Source organism: Gordonia desulfuricans NBRC 100010, from assembly GCF_001485495.1.
Lineage (GTDB): Bacteria > Actinomycetota > Actinomycetes > Mycobacteriales > Mycobacteriaceae > Gordonia > Gordonia desulfuricans.
In genome coordinates this window covers 1-16,131 of record NZ_BCNF01000064.1, presented here as the reverse complement: position 1 = coordinate 16,131, position 16,131 = coordinate 1, and the positions used below count along the sequence as shown (strand labels likewise).

Annotated in this window: 14 protein-coding genes and 1 riboswitch; of the genes, 5 read left to right on the top strand and 9 right to left on the bottom strand. The window is 68.2% G+C overall.

Annotated elements, in window-relative coordinates; genetic code table 11:
• Nucleotides 1-37: 37 nt before the first annotated feature.
• The 8 genes from gcvP to secA2 form a co-directional block, all read right to left on the bottom strand.
• Nucleotides 38-2,956: an aminomethyl-transferring glycine dehydrogenase gene (gene gcvP / locus GD1_RS11160; RefSeq protein ID WP_059037069.1), complete on the bottom strand. Its 2,919-nt coding sequence runs from the start codon at nucleotides 2,954-2,956 to the stop codon at nucleotides 38-40.
• 178 nt (nucleotides 2,957-3,134) lie between these two features.
• A riboswitch (glycine riboswitch) is annotated at nucleotides 3,135-3,246 on the bottom strand.
• Nucleotides 3,247-3,349: 103 nt separating this feature from the next.
• Nucleotides 3,350-3,973 carry a MerR family transcriptional regulator gene (locus GD1_RS11155; RefSeq protein ID WP_020790178.1) on the bottom strand — a complete coding sequence of 208 codons (624 nt, stop codon included), beginning with the start codon at nucleotides 3,971-3,973 and terminating at the stop codon, nucleotides 3,350-3,352.
• A gap of 332 nt (nucleotides 3,974-4,305) precedes the next feature.
• Nucleotides 4,306-4,791, bottom strand: coding sequence for a bifunctional nuclease family protein (locus GD1_RS11150; RefSeq protein WP_020790174.1), 486 nt, complete (start codon nucleotides 4,789-4,791; stop codon nucleotides 4,306-4,308).
• 85 nt (nucleotides 4,792-4,876) lie between these two features.
• On the bottom strand, nucleotides 4,877-5,563 hold the full coding sequence (gene ftsR, locus GD1_RS11145) for a transcriptional regulator FtsR (RefSeq protein ID WP_059037089.1): 687 nt from the start codon (nucleotides 5,561-5,563) through the stop codon (nucleotides 4,877-4,879).
• 44 nt (nucleotides 5,564-5,607) lie between these two features.
• Nucleotides 5,608-6,051 (bottom strand): glycogen accumulation regulator GarA, encoded by a 444-nt coding sequence (garA, locus tag GD1_RS11140; RefSeq protein WP_053776020.1) that lies wholly within the window; start codon nucleotides 6,049-6,051, stop codon nucleotides 5,608-5,610.
• Nucleotides 6,052-6,327: 276 nt separating this feature from the next.
• Nucleotides 6,328-6,732: a glycine cleavage system protein GcvH gene (gene gcvH / locus GD1_RS11135; RefSeq protein ID WP_059037068.1), complete on the bottom strand. Its 405-nt coding sequence runs from the start codon at nucleotides 6,730-6,732 to the stop codon at nucleotides 6,328-6,330.
• Nucleotides 6,733-6,780: 48 nt separating this feature from the next.
• Nucleotides 6,781-7,410, bottom strand: coding sequence for a CDP-alcohol phosphatidyltransferase family protein (locus GD1_RS11130; protein ID WP_059037067.1), 630 nt, complete (start codon nucleotides 7,408-7,410; stop codon nucleotides 6,781-6,783).
• A 14-nt stretch (nucleotides 7,411-7,424) separates the two neighbouring features.
• On the bottom strand, nucleotides 7,425-9,935 hold the full coding sequence (secA2, locus tag GD1_RS11125; protein WP_059037066.1) for an accessory Sec system translocase SecA2: 2,511 nt from the start codon (nucleotides 9,933-9,935) through the stop codon (nucleotides 7,425-7,427).
• 128 nt (nucleotides 9,936-10,063) lie between these two features.
• Here secA2 and GD1_RS11120 point away from each other — a divergent pair, with 128 nt between their 5' ends.
• Nucleotides 10,064-11,581, top strand: a complete 1,518-nt coding sequence (locus GD1_RS11120) for a hypothetical protein (protein WP_059037065.1) — start codon at nucleotides 10,064-10,066, stop codon at nucleotides 11,579-11,581.
• Nucleotides 11,582-11,703: 122 nt separating this feature from the next.
• Here GD1_RS11120 and GD1_RS11115 read toward each other — a convergent pair whose 3' ends face one another.
• Nucleotides 11,704-12,876, bottom strand: coding sequence for a hypothetical protein (locus tag GD1_RS11115; RefSeq protein ID WP_157079441.1), 1,173 nt, complete (start codon nucleotides 12,874-12,876; stop codon nucleotides 11,704-11,706).
• 75 nt (nucleotides 12,877-12,951) lie between these two features.
• Here GD1_RS11115 and GD1_RS11110 point away from each other — a divergent pair, with 75 nt between their 5' ends.
• From GD1_RS11110 to GD1_RS11095, 4 genes are all read left to right on the top strand, one after another.
• Nucleotides 12,952-13,419, top strand: coding sequence for an META domain-containing protein (locus tag GD1_RS11110; protein ID WP_244882669.1), 468 nt, complete (start codon nucleotides 12,952-12,954; stop codon nucleotides 13,417-13,419).
• Between the two features lie 116 nt (nucleotides 13,420-13,535).
• Entirely contained in the window at nucleotides 13,536-14,525 is a 990-nt protein-coding gene (locus GD1_RS11105; RefSeq protein ID WP_059037063.1) for a malate dehydrogenase, read from the top strand.
• A 68-nt stretch (nucleotides 14,526-14,593) separates the two neighbouring features.
• Complete coding sequence (gene ppk2, locus GD1_RS11100; protein WP_059037062.1) at nucleotides 14,594-15,457, top strand: polyphosphate kinase 2; 864 nt, start codon at nucleotides 14,594-14,596, stop codon at nucleotides 15,455-15,457.
• Nucleotides 15,458-15,491: 34 nt separating this feature from the next.
• On the top strand, nucleotides 15,492-15,791 hold the full coding sequence (locus GD1_RS11095; RefSeq protein WP_020789630.1) for a DUF503 domain-containing protein: 300 nt from the start codon (nucleotides 15,492-15,494) through the stop codon (nucleotides 15,789-15,791).
• The last annotated feature ends 340 nt before the right edge of the window (nucleotides 15,792-16,131 follow it).

Genomic DNA, 16,131 nt, shown 5'->3' with positions numbered 1-16,131 from the left:
GACGTCACACTCGTGCTGAGGTGACCGTGGTGCACGGTCACTCGGCGAAGGCCTCGACCGGCGGGCAGCTGCACACCAGGTTACGGTCGCCGTAGGTGCCGTCGATCCGCCGCACCGACGGCCACACCTTGGTCCGTGCACCGGCCGACGGCAGACCCTGCGGATACACCGCGACCTCGCGGGAGTAGGCGTGATCCCACTCCCCGACCAGGCATTCGGCCGTGTGCGGGGCGCCGTGCAGCGGGTTGTCGTCGGCGGGCCAGGTGCCCTTGGCGACCTCGTCGATCTCGGCACGGATGGAGATCATGGCGTCGCAGAAGGCGTCGAGCTCGTCGAGGTTCTCACTCTCGGTGGGCTCCACCATCAGGGTGCCGGCCACCGGGAAACTCATCGTCGGCGCATGGAAACCGTAGTCGGCCAGGCGTTTTGCCACATCGTCGACGGTGACGCCGGTCGCCTTGGTCAGCCCGCGCAGGTCGAGGATGCACTCGTGCGCCACCCACCCGTACTCGTCGGTGCCGTCGGTACCGGTGCCCTCGTGTCCGGTGTAGAGCACCGGGAAGTACTCGCCGAGGCGTCGGGCGATGTAGTTGGCCGAGGCGATGGCGGTGAGGGTGGCCCGCCGCAGTCCCTGCGCGCCCATCATCGCGATGTAGGCGTAGGTGATCGGCAGGATCGACGCCGACCCGTAGGGGGCGGCGGAGATGGTGATGTCGCCGGGCAGTTCGGGGGCGAGCGGATGGCCGGGCAGGAACGGGGCGAGGTGGCTGCGCACCGCCACCGGACCGACGCCGGGACCGCCGCCACCGTGCGGGATGCAGAAGGTCTTGTGCAGGTTGAGGTGGCTGACGTCGCCGCCGAAGCGTCCCGGCCGTGCCACCCCGACGAGGGCGTTGAGGTTGGCGCCGTCGACGTAGACCTGTCCGCCGGCGTCGTGCACGGCCGCGCAGATGTCGCGGATGTCGTGCTCGAACACACCGTGAGTGGAGGGATAGGTGATCATGATCGCGGCGAGCCGATCGCCGTGGTCGGCGATCTTCGCGCGCAGATCGTCGACGTCGACGTCGCCGTTCTCGCGGCAGCCGACCACCACCACGCGCATCCCGACCATGGCCGCCGACGCCGCATTGGTGCCGTGCGCACTGGAGGGGATCAGACACACGTCGCGCCGGCTGTCACCGCGGCTGTGGTGGTAGTGGCGGATGGCCAGCAGACCGGCGTACTCGCCCTGCGATCCGGCGTTGGGCTGCAGGCTGATCCGGTCGTAGCCGGTGATGGTGACCAGCCACGACTCGACGCGGGCGATCATCTCGCGGATACCGACGGTGTCCTCGGCGGGCGCGAACGGGTGCAGTCCGGTGAACTCGCGCCAGGTGATGGGTTCCATCTCGGCGGTGGCGTTGAGCTTCATGGTGCACGAGCCCAGCGGGATCATGCTGCGGTCGAGCGCGATGTCCTTGTCGGACAGCGCCCGCAGGTAGCGGAGCATGGACGTCTCGGTGCGGTACCGGTTGAACGCCGGATGTGACAGGTACTCACTCGTGCGGGTCTCGATGGGCTGCGCGAACTCCCTGGGCACCACGCCGGCGGCACTGAACGCGCCGAGCAGTGCGTCGACGTCGGCGGGGGTGGTGGTCTCGTCGCAGGCGATGCGCAGCGTGTCCTCGTCTACCTGCCAGAGGTTGAATCCGGCTCGCCGCGCGGCGGTCACGTAGTGGGCGGCACGGCCCTCGCTGCGCACGGTGATGGTGTCGAAGAAGGTGGCCGACTTCACCGCGAAGCCGGCCGCGGTCAGACTGTTGGCCAGCAGGGCCGCCCGTTCATGGACGCGACGTGCGATGGCGCGCAGCCCGGACGGGCCGTGGTAGGCGGCGTACATGGCGGCGATGATCGCCAGCAGCACCTGCGCGGTGCAGATGTTGCTGGTGGCCTTCTCCCGGCGGATGTGCTGTTCACGGGTCTGCAGGGCGAGCCGGTAGGCGAGGTTGTCGTCGGCGTCCTTGGACACGCCGACGAGGCGACCGGGCATCTGCCGGGCGTGCTTGGTGTGCACGGCCAGATATCCGGCGTGCGGTCCACCGAAGCCCATCGGCACACCGAAACGCTGCGAGGTACCGAAGGCGACGTCGGCGCCCTGCTCGCCGGGCGGGGTGATCAGGGTCAGCGCGAGCAGATCGGCGCCCACCGCGACGAGTGCACCGGCCGCGTGTGCCGCCTCGACGACGGGTGCGACGTCGAGGATGCGTCCGGATGCGCCGGGGGTCTGCAGGATGACGCCGAAGTAGTCACCGTCGGGCAGTCCGGTGCCGGGCAGACCCGGATGCAGCGACGCCTCCACGATCTCGATACCGAGCGGCTCGGCACGGGTCTCGATGAGTGCACGGGTCTGGGGGAACAGGTCGGCGTCGACGACGAGCCGCGGCGACCTGGACTTGCCGGCCCGACGCATCAGGGTCATGGCCTCGGCGGCGGCGGTGGCCTCGTCGAGCATCGATGCGTTGGCGATCTCGAGGCCAGTGAGGTCGGAGATCATGGTCTGGAAGTTGAGCAGCGCCTCGAGGCGGCCCTGGCTGATCTCGGGCTGGTACGGCGTGTACGCGGTGTACCAGGCGGGGTTCTCCAGCACGTTGCGGAGGATGACCGGCGGGGTCAGCGTGTCGTAGTAGCCGAGGCCGATCATGGAGCGGCGCACCGTGTTTCGCGATGCCAGCTCGGCGAGTTCGGCGAGCACCTCATGTTCGGTGCGTGCGACGGGCAACGCCGACAGCCCGGTGTCGGCGGGATCGTCGGCGATCACCGCCGGGACGACGCGGGTGGCGAGTTCGTCGAGCGACGCCACGCCGAGGGCCGAGAGGATTCGCGCGGTCTCGTCGGCGTCGGGCCCGACGTGCCGGTCGACGAATGCGGCGGACTCTGTCTGGGAACCCGACGACGGGGATCCGGAGATCTGGGACATGGGGGCGCGACCTCTCGCAGGATCCGTGAATCCACGGATCGGGCTCGTCCTCCCCCTCTGTCATGCCATCGGATCGCGATCCGAACGGCGCCTGAGAGATTCGGTGCGCGTGTCGTCGGCGACGCACGCACCTTTCACCGTGGGCGGACGAGGTAACTCGTCACTTTCCAGAGACGCCGTCGACACCACGGTCCTGGGTGCCTGAGAGTTTGACGAGGAGGTGTTGCTCCTTCGGCGGCCGCCCGACCGGGACGCGGGTCCCGGCGGCGACGCTCTCCCGCAGTGCAGCGACGCGTTGGTCAGTCTACCGTCCGGTAGACCGATCCCGGTCATCGTCGGCACCGAGTGTGTCCGGCGCTACACCGCGACCGGCGCGCACCGGTCGTCGAGTGTCTAGCCGGTGCGGCGGGTGCGGTTCTTGCGGCGGGCGGCGAGCTCGTCCTCGGGCGACGATTCGGTGATGCCGCCGTCGGCGCGCTCGCCGGGGAAGTCGGAGATCGTGCCGGTCAGCTCACGCATCGCTCCGCTGACCGCTATCCCAAAAACCCCCTGCCCTCCCTGCAAGAGGTCGACGACCTCTTCGGCCGAGGTGCACTCGTAGACGGTGGTGCCGTCGGAGAACAGGGTGATGCGGGCGAGGTCCTCGACGCCGCGCTTGCGCAGGTGATCGACGGCGACGCGGATGTTCTGCAGCGAGATGCCGGTGTCGAGCAGGCGCTTGACGATCTTCAGGACCAGGATGTCCTTGAAGGAGTACAGCCGTTGGCTGCCCGAGCCGGCCGCGCCGCGGATCGACGGGACGACCAGCGAGGTGCGGGCCCAGTAGTCGAGCTGACGGTAGGTGATTCCCGCGATCTGGCAGGCGCTGGGCCCGCGGTACCCGACGAGTTCGTCGGGGACGATGTCGTTGGGAAAGAGCCCGGGAATGATCTCCTCGAGGGTTCCCTGGGTCGCCGTTCGTTGCGGTCCGTCGTGGTCCTCGGACTTCGCATCGTCGTCAAACGGCTGATCGCCCACTGCAGACTCCTCGCCACCTCTTGACCGACCCGACTCGCACGTCATCCGTCGGCCACTGTCCGTGGTCAAGGGTACGCGCTCCCGGGCTGGTTCATGTCCTTGTCGTCGCGGTGGTCCGCCGACGATCGCTTGCGACGGTATTCGGCCGAGGGGGTCGGATCAACGCGACACACCCTAAGTCTCAACCTCAACTTGAGCTGGAGCTGAATCGTTATCAACCCGGCCGGCTCGGACCGAGGGGTGACGCGGCGAGCCTGCGTCGCCGCGAGCCCACGAGCGTCGCCGCGACGAGGGACGGCCCGAGCAGGGAATCCCCGAGCAGGGACCGACCGTCACACGAAATCGTCGGGCGAGACGTTGTCGAGGAATTCCTTGAACTTCTCGACTTCGTCTTCCTTCTCGTCGGGGGTCTCGGTCTCCTCCTCGTCGGGGATGAGCAGACCGGCCTCGGCGAGGACTTCTTCGTCGGCGGTGATGGGGACCTCGGCGCGCATGGCGACGGCGATCGAGTCCGAGGGCCGTGCCGAGATCCGCAGATCGTTGGCGAAGATCATCTCCGCGTAGAACGTGCCCTCTTGCATGTCGACGATGCGGACCTCGACGAGGGTCTGGCCGAATTCTTCGATCAGGTTGACGATCAGATCGTGGGTGAGGGGACGCGGGGGTTCGATCCCCTTCTGCCGCAAGGCGATCGACGCAGCCTCACTTTGCCCGATCCAGATCGGCAGGTAGCGCGCTCCGTCCACCTCACGCAGCAGCAGGACCGGCTGACTCTGGGGTGGTTCGACCCGAATGCCGACCACGCGCATCTCGCTCATCAAGCACCTCCAGGGACGTCAGACGATCATGTCGGGATGCATTCGACGCTACACCGCGAAGGGTCGCGGTGATGAGCGTGCGAACTCAATCGAGGACGTCGCGGACGGCGGCCTTGACGAGCTGGGTGTGCAGGGTCACCGACAGTGCGGCGATCTCCCGGACGAGTTCTTCGGCGCGGTCGCGGGCGCCGGTGCCACGTCCCTTGGCGATGGGACTGGCGATCTGTGCGACCAGACCCGCCTCACGGTCGGCGGACACCTTGAACGCCCGCAGGTGCCGGGTCTCCAGACCGTAGGCGGCCAGTGCCGCGGCGGCCTCGACGAGCCGGATGGCGTCTTCGTCGAAGAAGCCTGCCGGCCCCGGGGTGAGCAGGCCGTTGCGCTGCAACTCGGTGACGAACGCCGCCTCCACCCCGGTGCGGTCGATCAGCGATTCGCGGGACACACGGTCTCCTCGGGTTCCGAAGTCGGTGGCCGGGGCCACCGTGCCGCGTGCCGACGAGAGGAGCCGGGTGTTGCCCGAGGACGTTGCCCCGGTCCCCTCGTCGATGGCGTCGAGTTGTTCTTTGATGACCTTCAGCGGGAGGTAACGGTCGCGTTGTGCGGTCAGCACGAAACGCAATCGCTCACAGTCGGCGGTGCTGAACCGCCGATAACCCGAAGGGGCCCGTTCAGGACTGATCAGGCCTTCGGCTTCGAGGAATCGGATCTTGGAGATCGTGACGTCGGGGAACTCCTCGCGCAGCAACGCGAGGACCGACCCGATCGACATCGATCCCTCGCCGCGCTGTCCCGCTGCGGTTGCCGGCACGTTCGTCAGGAACCCGAGGGACCGCTGAGGAACACCAGTCGGAACTTGCCGATCTGGACCTCGTCGCCGTTGCTGAGTTGGGCGGTGTCGACCGGTTCACGGTTGACGTAGGTGCCGTTGAGGCTGCCCACGTCGACCACCTGGAACTGGTTGTCGGCGACCCGGAACTCGGCGTGCCGACGGCTGACGGTGACATCGTCGAGGAAGATGTCGCTGTCGGGGTGCCGACCGGCGGAGGTGGTCGGCTGGTCGAGCAGGAATCGCGAACCGGCGTTCGGGCCACGCTTGACGACAAGCAATGCCGTTCCGGGCGAGAGTCGCTCGACCCCGGTGTCGGCAGGCTCACTCGAGGTCGCCGCACCCGCGTCGAGTTCGTTGATGAACTCTTCACGGAAGACCGATGTCGTCTCCACCGGCGCCTCGAAGTCCTTGTCGTTGTCGCTCACTATCTCTCCTTCGTCGTCCGCAGTGCTCTGTCGTGGTGCACGGGTCCCCCACGGTCGCGACCGTGCGGTCCGTTGGGGTAGTGCGTCGGAGCCGACTCAACGCCACCGGGTTTCGCATGGAGACCCCGCGCCGCCGCTCACGATCCAACCTACCGATCGTCGGGTCGTTCCCTGCGGGGAAGACTCGACGATGACACGCCCCTGATCATAACCGTCCGGTCCGTGTCGCCACCCGCGTTGGGGGCCGATTGTGGTTGTGCCGTGAGACGCCGGAGCCGGTCAGCCCTCGATGACCTGTCGGTATCCGTCGGCGTCGAGCAGATCGGCGAGTTCGGAGTCGAGGGCACTCGCCTCGTCCACCGAGATCTCGACGAGCCAGCCGGCTCCGTAGGGCTCCGAGTTGACCAGATCGGGGGTCGATTCCAGTTCGTCGTTGACCGCCGAGATGGTCCCGTTGAGCGGCCCGAAGATGTCGGAGACGCTCTTTGTGGACTCCACCTCGGCGAAGGACTCTCCGGCCTCGACCTCGGTACCCACCTCGGGCAGCTGGACGAACACGACGTCGCCCAGCGCGTCCTGGGCGAAGTCGGTGATACCCACCCGCACCGTGGTCGGCGAGGTGCGGGTGATCCACTCGTGTTCGGGGGTGTAGGTGAGTTCCTGCGGCACGTTGGTCTCTGTCACGGGTGTGCCCCTTTCTGTCGTTCGAGACTCTAGGACATGGAGTTCGGTTCAGCCCACCGGCACGCGGGGCACGGGCGGCATGTGACGGATCACCAGAATCGTCTGGGCCCAATACAACACGAACGACCACACATACATCCCGACGCCCCAGATGAGGAAGGCCCAGCCGATCGGATAGCAGATCGTCCCCACGACCGAGTCGAGCTGTCCGACCAGCAGCCAGGGGAATGCGCTCATCAGTGCGAATGTCGCGGCCTTGCCGACGTAGAGCACCGGCAGTGCGAGCAGCCCACGGGAACGCAGCAGCGGCGCCGTCGCGAACAGCAGTACGTCGCGGGCGATGATCACCCCGATCAGCCACCACGGCACGATGTCGCGCAGTCCGAAGCAGATCGGGATGACGATGACGTAGAGGCGATCGGCGGCCGGGTCGAGCAGTTCACCGATCCGCGACGACTGGTCGAGCAGTCGCGCCAGTTTGCCGTCGAGCCAGTCGGAGACGCCCGAGACGAACAGCACCACGAAGGCCCAGCCGTCGGACTTCTCGAACAGCACCAGCCACACGAAGACCGGGATCAGCGCGAGCCGCATGACGCTCAACGCGTTGGGCACGGTCAGGATCCGGTCGCCGGGAGTGGCGGCCGAGGGCGCCTGGTGCGGCGACTGCTCCCCTGCCATGCCCGGCCCGGAGGTCACCGGAAGATGCCGATGATGCCCTGCAGCGTCTTGGCGCCGCCCGACGAGAACAGATTGTCGTGGACCATGTAGGTCCAGGTCTGTGTCGAGCGATGCATGTCGGAGGCGCCCAGGTCGATCCCGTCCGCGGTGATGGTGGCCTCGCGGAAGGTCTTGCGGGACTTCTCGATCGCACGCTGCGGCAGTTCGCCGAACTCCTCGAGGATGAGGCGGTGGAACTCGTCGAGCGGGCTCTCGCGACCGATCGCACGCAGGTGGATGCTGGCCCGGACGTCGGAGACGAAGGCCAGGTGGTCGGCCCACTCGCGGTCGAGGTGATAGAGCATGATCTCGCGGGCCACCTGTGTCAGCACGGTGACCGGCACCGGCTCGACCGGAATCCACTTGTCCTCTGCCGCCACGGTTTCGGTGTCCGCGTCGGCGGTCGCGGCTTCTGCGGTCGTGGTGGCATCGGCGTTCGTGTCGCCGGAGTCCGTGCCCTCCGACTTCGTGCCCTCCGACTTCGCGCCCTCCGACTTCGTGTCGACCGAGCCGGCCGCACCGTCATCGGCGGCATCGGAGTCGTTCTGCGGCTTGCGTTCGCCGATCAGTTCCGCGTACCGGTCGGCCTCGAGACCTTTGAGTTCGTCGATCCCGGCGTCGGTGCGCAGCAACTCCATCCGACGTTTGACGACGATCTCGCGCTGCTGGTTGACCAGCTTGTTGTATCGCCAGGTGTTGGCGTGCAGCTCGAGCATGACGCCCTCGGCGACGCGCTGGGCCTGTTCGATCAGGTCGATCCCCTTGGCGCCCATCGATCCATCGGGCGACGGCGAGACCGGGTCACGCTTGAACGACAGGTTGCGGGTGACCACCGGGTCCTCGAGGCTGCTGAAGAACACCGACCGGCCGGGGTCGCCCTGACGACCGGCACGGCCGCGCAACTGGTTGTCCAGGCGCGCGGTGTCGTGACGGCCGGTGCCGACGACGCAGAGTCCGCCGAGCTCGATGATCTCCTCGCGAGCGGTCTCGTCGTCGGCGGAGCCACCGAGCCGGATGTCGGTACCGCGACCGGCCATCTGGGTGGAGACGGTGACCGCGTTCTTCGCGCCCGCCTCGGCGATGATCTTGGCCTCTTCGGCGTCGTTCTTCGCATTGAGGACGACGCAGGACACGTCGGCCTTCTCCAGGAAGTAGGCGAGTTCCTCCGACTCGGCGACGTCGTGGGTACCGATCAGCACCGGCTGCCCGGTCTCGTGCACCTCCTTGACGTAGGCGACGACGGCCTCGACCTTGTTGGCCTTGGTGTCGTAGACGCGGTCGGGCAGATCCTTGCGGACGTTGGCGGTGTTCGGCGGGATCTGCGAGACCCGCAACTCGTAGAACTGCCGGAGCTGCTCACCGGCGGCGATGGCGGTACCGGTCATGCCGCACACGATGGGGTATCGGCCGATCAGCGCCTGCACGGTGATGGTGTCGATCATCTCACCGCCGTCGGTCTGGGCGAGGCCCTCCTTGAGCTCGACGGCCGCCTGCATTCCGTCGGGCCAGCGCTGCAGCTGGGCGACGCGGCCGCGGGAGGCGTTGATCAGGTGCACGCCACCGTCGCGGACGATGTAGTGCACATCGCGCTCGAGCAGATGGTGGGCGTGCATCGCGATGTTGACGTGCACCAGGGTGGTACCGACGTGTTCCTCGTCGTAGAGGTTGATCCCGCCGAGCTCCTCCTCGACGAAGGCCGCGCCCTCGTCGGTGAGCGAGACATTGCGGCCGTCGACGTCGACATCGAAATGCTTGTTCTTCATCCGCGACACCACGTCGTGGATGGCCTGGTCGGGCACCTCGGCGTCGGTGGACCCGGCGAGCACCAGCGGGATCAGCGCCTCGTCGACGAGTACCGAGTCGGCCTCGTCGATGATCGCGACATCCGGTGTCGGCGAGACTAGTTGGTCTTCCGACAGCACCAGCTGGTCCCGCAGCACGTCGAAGCCGATCTCGTTGACCGAGCCGTAGGTGACGTCGCCGACGTAGGAGCGTTTGCGCTCGGCGCGGGTGGAATTCTCCGACACCGCCGACACGGTGATCCCGAACGCCGCGAACAGCGGTGCCATCCACTCGGCATCGCGCGTCGCGAGATAGTCGTTCACCGAGATGATGTGCACCTGGTGGCCTTCGAGTACGTGGCCGATGGCGGCGATCGCACCGACGAGCGTCTTGCCCTCACCGGTGGCCATCTCGACGACGTCACCCTCGAGCATCCGCAGTGCGCCCTGAAGCTGCACGTCGAAGGGGCGCAGGCCGAGGCTGCGGTCGGCGGCCTCGCGGGCGAGCGCGAGGAACTTCGCCCGGTCGCCGGCGTCGGAACCGATGTCGAGCTTCTCGGCCTCGGACCGGAAATCGGCCTCGTCGAGTCCGGCTGCCCAGTCGGTATGTGTTTCCGCGTCCTTGATCAGGCCGATCGACTTCGACTGATTGCGTGAGCTCTGGGCTCCCAGCAAACGCCACATGCTGTTGGTCAGCTTTCCCACCGAGCGCTTCTCCTGCCAGTTTGGTTCCGGGACCGAATCGCCTCCACGGTACGCGGCGGCTGCGCACCGGGTGTGCCCGCCGCTAACATCTGGCATACCCCGGTCGGCCACCCGAGATGAGGATCGTGATGACCCGTGCCCTGCGCGCCGTGATCGCGGGCGTCCTGATCGCCGCCGGGATCGGATTCGGCGCGTACAGCGTGTGGTGGATCGCGATGCTGCTCGGCATCCCGCTGATCATCGGCGGCCTGGCGGTGTTACCCCGTCCGGGACGTGCCGCAAGCCTCCCCACCTTTGCTGCCGGCGGGCCGCGTGAGGGCGTCCCGGTGCTGGTCACGGCGCTGAACCGGTCCACCTTCGACGTCACCGACGCGCAGCCGACCCTGGTGTCGGCGCGGATCACCCCACACGACGACACCGCCTATGACGCCCGCTGGATCACGATGATGTCGCGGGTCGGGTTCCAGACGACGGTCCACAACCCGCGGATCGCGCTGGCACCCGACGACCTGCCGCCGCGGACCGGCACCGAACCGGATCTCACCGCCGGCCCCGGATGGGCGACATTCCTCCCCCCGGCCATCGCCATCGTGGTGGGCGCCGTCGTGCTGTTCGGCGTCGGTGACTCGGTGTGGCGGATCGACACCCCGAACACGTTCGCGTCGTCGAGGAGCGGTTCCGGATCCGGCAGCGGGCCGGCGGCCGGCGAGGGGATGGCGCAACTCGGCGACCGGCGTGATCGGCTGGTGCAGGCCATCGACGACGCCGGACCCGACGCCCGGGCCAACGTGCTGGCCATGACCTTCGACGCGTCCGGCTCCGATCGCGCCGAGGTGTACGACCCGGCCACCGGCCAGTCGGTGAGCCTGACGGTTCGGGAAGGCGGCGAGGTCGATCAGCGTCGTTCCCCGACCACCAAACGTCGCGGCGACACGTTCGCGACGTCGGTCGTCGCGTCCACCGATCTGTCCAGGATGGCCGCGACGATGACCGAGCGGACCACCGCCTTCGCGGGTGCGGTGGTCTTCGACGACATGGTGGTCGAACGGCCGGACACCGACGAGGACGTGCTGATCACCGCCTCCTATCGCAACCCGGAGCACATCACCGAGACGCACGACATCCAGGCCACCCCGGCCGGCGAGGTCGCGGAGTTCTTCGACCCGGGCGACTTCGAGGCGTCCTTCGGGGTGTTGCGCGCCGCCCTCGTCGACGCCGGGGTCCCGCTCGACCGTCCGGCACTGAATCGTCTGGAGATCCGGGGTCTCGGCTCGATGACCCCGACGATGTATGCGGGCGACATCCAGAGCAGCGGTGGTGTGCTCGCCGAGTTCGTCTCCGGGCGTAACAGCGGCGAGGTGTCGGTGGTGCCGGGTGCCTTCCCGACCGTCGACCTGCGGTCCTGGTCCCCGGGTGACCTGTTCGCCTTCACCGATGTCACCCCTGCCGTGTTCGACAAGGTGCGCGACCAGGCGATGCGACGTGGCGACGTCGAGGAGATCGATCGCGCGGCGGTCGACATCCAGATGACCACCACCTTCCAGCGCGACGGCAATCCGGTGATCCAGGTCGCGGTGGGGAGATCGGACGGGTCCGAGGGCACCTACAGCCCGTCCGGGGTCTTCCTCCGTGACGGGGTGCGCTGACGCCTGACCGGGTGAGCTGAGGCCTGACCGGGTGAGCTGAGGCCTGACCGGGTGAGCTGAGGCCTGAACGGCGGGAGTCGGGGGCCTGATGGGCGGGAGCCGGAGCCGACGCAGTGCCCGGATCACCGTTCGCGCGGCGACTCGATCATCCTGCGCGACACCGTCTCCAGCTGTTCGAGTGCGCCCGTGGTCGGGTGGATCGCACCGCGATCGACGAGCCCGCCGACGATGTCGCGGACCCGCCCGATGTAGGCGGCCTGTTCCTCACTCGTGCTGCCGCCCTCGGCATGCCGGTACAGCTTGAGCGCGGTCCGCAGCGAATCGCGGTCGGGATCGTCGAGGTAGCCGGCCCCGAGCCGCCGCCCCTCGGCCTCGCATGCCGTCCAGGTACGACGCAACGTGGTGACCGCCTGCCGATAGGCGTCGGCCCGCGCACGGTCACCCGGGTAGGCGTCGGTACGCAACGCGTTGGCGTCCTCCAACGCGACCAGGAAGTCCTGCACGTGGGTGAGCGTGACGTCGATGACCGCCGGATAGGTCAACAGCATCGCCGGGTCGAGTTCGTACCAGCCGTACCGGCCGAGCACATCGTCGTGGCGGCGGGTCGCCTCCTCCCACAGACGTCGGGACGCGTCCTCGCTGCCCGCCTCGGCCATCGGGCCCGCACCGTCGTCGATGGTGGTGTTCTCGGTGGTGCCGGCCGCAGGTCCTCCGCGGGTACCGTCCGCCGGCGGGCCCGGCGGCTCCGACGGCGGGCCCGGCGGCTCCGACGGCGGTGACGGTTCGGCGGTGGCCTTCCGCCGGCGCGGGGCGGCTGCGCGCAGCACGTCGAGCACCGCTTCGGCGGCCGGGTCACCGACCGCCACCGCGATACGCCAGCCCTCGGGTTCCGGTGTGGCGAAGACGATGTCGGCCCACCGCATCCCCCGGATCAGCAGGTCGTGTGGATCGGCACGCACGGCACCGGCACCCACCGTCGTCGTGGTGGACGCGGTGCCCAGTGACGCCGACACCACGCTGCCGAGTGGGCGGCTGACGATCCCCGACTGTTCGTCGCCCAGATAGACGTCGGTTCCGTCGACACCCAGGACCACGGCGGGGCGCGTCATGGTGCGCGCGGTGGCCCCGGCGAGCATCGACCCCGACAGCAACACCCCGACCGTGACGGCCGTGGTGGTGCCGGACACGCCCACCGCGCTCGAGACGATCAGCATCACCAGTGCGGCGACGGCGAGCAGCATCGCACCGATTCCGGCGATGCGATGCTGCGGGGTCTCGTACTCGGTTCGTGCCATGATCGCGACCATCGCCATCATCATCGCCTATTCCTGCCGTGCGGCCACCCGGGACGCTCGGTTACGGTGGTGTCCGTGACCGAGAAGGAAACTCCTTCGACCGTCGCGGCCACCGCACTGATGGCCGCGATCCTGGTGGTGGTCGGTGTCGCCGTCGCCGCCGTCGTCCTCACCGACGCCCCGTCCGGCTCCGCCGAGGACGCCGCACCGACACCGCCTCCGATCGGGTCGGCCTACCGTTCCACCGAGGTCACGGGTGTCGCGATCCCCGGTGGCGGCCCCCTCGAGATCGTCTTCCCCGAATCCGGCCGAGTCTCGATGACCGCGGGCTGCAACCGCCACATGGGTGAGGTCACCGTCGACGGCTCCACGATGACCTTCGGGGCGCTCGCCTCGACGATGATGGCCTGCGCTCCCCCGCGCGACGGCGCCGACAGCTGGCTCGCCGACTTCGCCTCCGCACCGGTCCGCTGGCATCGCGACGGCACCGCCCTCACCCTCACCTCCGCCCGGTCCACCGTGGTCCTCACCGAGGTCGACTGACGGTCCCCCACCACACGCGCGCCCGGTTCCCGGGGTATCCCGGTTCCCGACCGCCCCAGTTCTCGTCCACCCCCTGCCCACACGATCCCGTTCCCCGATCGAGACAGGAGTCCTCGATGACATCCACTCCCGCCACCGTGACCGTGACCGGCGCCGCCGGCAGCATCGGATACGCGTCGCTGTTCCGGATCGCCGCCGGCGCCATGCTCGGCCACGACCGGCCGGTGCGTCTGCGACTGCTCGAACTCCCGCAGGCGGTGGCCGCCGCGGAGGGTACCGCCATGGAACTCGAGGACGGCGCGTTCCCGCTGCTGGAGTCGGTCGACATCTTCGACGACGCCCGAGCCGCCTTCGACGGCACCGACTTCGCGCTGCTGATCGGTGCCCGGCCCCGCACCAAGGGGATGGAGCGCGCGGATCTGCTGGCCGCGAACTCGGCGATCTTCGCCGGCCAGGGCTCGATCCTCAACGAGGTGGCCGCCGACGACCTCCGGGTGATCGTGGTGGGCAACCCCGCCAACACCAATGCCGCGGTCGCCGCGGCCAGCGCCCCGGACATCCCGGCCGAGCGGTTCACCGCATTGACCCGCCTCGACCACAACCGCGCGATCGCACAGCTGGCGCGACGCACCGGCACCCCGGTCGGCCGGATCAGCCGGGTGTCGATCTGGGGTAACCATTCGGCCACCCAGTACCCCGACATCTTCCATGCGATCGTCGGCGACACCCCGGGTGCCGAGATCGCCGCCGATCAGACCTGGCTGGTCGACGACTTCATCCCGACCGTCGCCAAGCGCGGCACCGCCATCATCGAGGCGCGCGGTGCGTCGTCGGCGGCGTCGGCGGCCAATGCGACCATCGACCACGTCCACGACTGGGTGCTGGGCACCCCCGCCGGCGACTGGACATCGGTCGCCATGCCGTCGAACGGCGCCTACGGCATCCCGGAAGGTCTCGTGTGCTCGGTGCCGGCCCGCTCGGTCGACGGACGTTGGGAAGTGGTCGAGGGACTGGCAATCAACGAGTTCTCGCGCGGGCGGATCGACGCATCGGTCGCCGAACTCCGGTCCGAGCTGGATGCGGTGTCGGCACTCACAGTGTCGTGACACACCGTTCGTGACACATCTGTCGCGCCCCGTCCCGTACGGGCCCGAGGAGGCATAAGCTTTCGCCCATGGCAAAGAAGGGCAAGTCGGGCGGGGCCAAGTCCGGCGGGGAGAAGTCGGGCAAGGAACGGAAGATCGGCAACAAGGTCTACGAGGCCGAGTTGTTCCGACTCCAAACCGAACTGGTGAAGCTGCAGGAATGGGTGCGCGAGACCGGCGCCCGCGTGGTGGTGGTCTTCGAGGGTCGCGACGCCGCAGGCAAGGGCGGCACGATCAAGCGGATCACCGAGTACCTGAGCCCGCGGGTCGCCCGGGTCGCGGCGCTGCCCGCACCCACCGACCGGGAACGTGGTCAGTGGTACTACCAGCGCTACGTGGCGCACCTGCCGGCACCCGGCGAGATCGTGTTGTTCGACCGTTCCTGGTACAACCGTGCCGGAGTCGAGAAGGTGATGGGCTTCTGCACCCCGGAGGAGCACACCCGGTTCCTGCGGCAGACCCCCATCTTCGAGCAGATGCTGATCGACGACGGAATCCTGTTGCGCAAGTACTGGTTCTCGGTGTCCGACGACGAGCAGCTCCGCCGGTTCCGGTCCCGGATGACCGATCCGGTCCGGCAGTGGAAGCTCAGCCCGATGGATCTGGAGTCGGTGTATCGCTGGGAGGAGTACTCGCGGGCCAAGGACGAGATGATGGTCCACACCGACACGTCGGCGAGCCCCTGGAACGTCGTCGAATCCGACATCAAGAAGCATGCGCGACTCAACATGATCTCGCATCTGCTCTCGACCATCGACTACCACGAGGTTGCCCGACCCGAGGTGACGCTGCCCAAACATCCGATCGAGACCGGCAACTATCACCGTCCGCCGCGGTCGTTGTCGCGGTACGTGCCCGATCACGTCACCACCCTGATGGGAGATGCCGGCTGATCGCATGACGGATCGGCACGGAGTCGGCACGGCGATGTGGATCGGATTCGCAGAATTCGACTATCTGCTCGGAGATGTGCACTCGCTCAAGCAGAAAAGGTCGGTGGTTCGTCCCATCGTCGCCGAGATCAAACAGCGGTTCTCGGTGTCGGTATCGGAGGTGGCACATCGGGATGTGCACCGCCGCACCGGCATCGGGGTGGCCGTGGTGTCCGGTGACCGGGCGCATGTGGTGGAGGTCCTCGAGGCGATCGAGCGGTTCGCCGCCGGCCGCCCCGAGGTGGAGCTGTTGTCGGTGCGCAGCCGGGTGATCCGCTCCGACGAGGTCGACTGAGGTCCCGCGTCTCACCCAGTTCGGTTGTGCCCTCGTCACACCGGTCGAGTGTCGGTGACCACCCCTGAGGTTGGTCACCGGCACTCTTACCTCACCGGGCCTCGACACGGGTCCTCGCCCAGGGGCTCGGTCCCGGCTCGACCACCCACGAGTCAAAACCTCGGTTGGCCGACGTCGACAAGCGACCAGCTCGGAGGTGGATGCGTTCCAGCGTGACCTTGCAGAGGTTTCGACGGCCGGTCGGCCTCGCCAGCGCGAGGACGTCCTGCTCAACCACCGTGCGGGGTGCGGTTTTTGCTGGTTGAGCCGACGAGGAGCGAAGCGACGAGGCGTGTCGAAA

Coding starts and splice junctions, on each gene's coding strand:
- GD1_RS11105 (WP_059037063.1), top strand. CDS start 13,536: ATGACATCCACTCCCGCCACCGTGACCGTGACCGGCGCCGCCGGCAGC.
- GD1_RS11150 (WP_020790174.1), bottom strand. CDS start 4,791: ATGAGCGAGATGCGCGTGGTCGGCATTCGGGTCGAACCACCCCAGAGT.
- ppk2 (WP_059037062.1), top strand. CDS start 14,594: ATGGCAAAGAAGGGCAAGTCGGGCGGGGCCAAGTCCGGCGGGGAGAAG.
- ftsR (WP_059037089.1), bottom strand. CDS start 5,563: ATGTCGATCGGGTCGGTCCTCGCGTTGCTGCGCGAGGAGTTCCCCGAC.
- GD1_RS11130 (WP_059037067.1), bottom strand. CDS start 7,410: ATGGCAGGGGAGCAGTCGCCGCACCAGGCGCCCTCGGCCGCCACTCCC.
- GD1_RS11115 (WP_157079441.1), bottom strand. CDS start 12,876: ATGGCACGAACCGAGTACGAGACCCCGCAGCATCGCATCGCCGGAATC.
- GD1_RS11120 (WP_059037065.1), top strand. CDS start 10,064: ATGACCCGTGCCCTGCGCGCCGTGATCGCGGGCGTCCTGATCGCCGCC.
- GD1_RS11095 (WP_020789630.1), top strand. CDS start 15,492: ATGTGGATCGGATTCGCAGAATTCGACTATCTGCTCGGAGATGTGCAC.
- gcvP (WP_059037069.1), bottom strand. CDS start 2,956: ATGTCCCAGATCTCCGGATCCCCGTCGTCGGGTTCCCAGACAGAGTCC.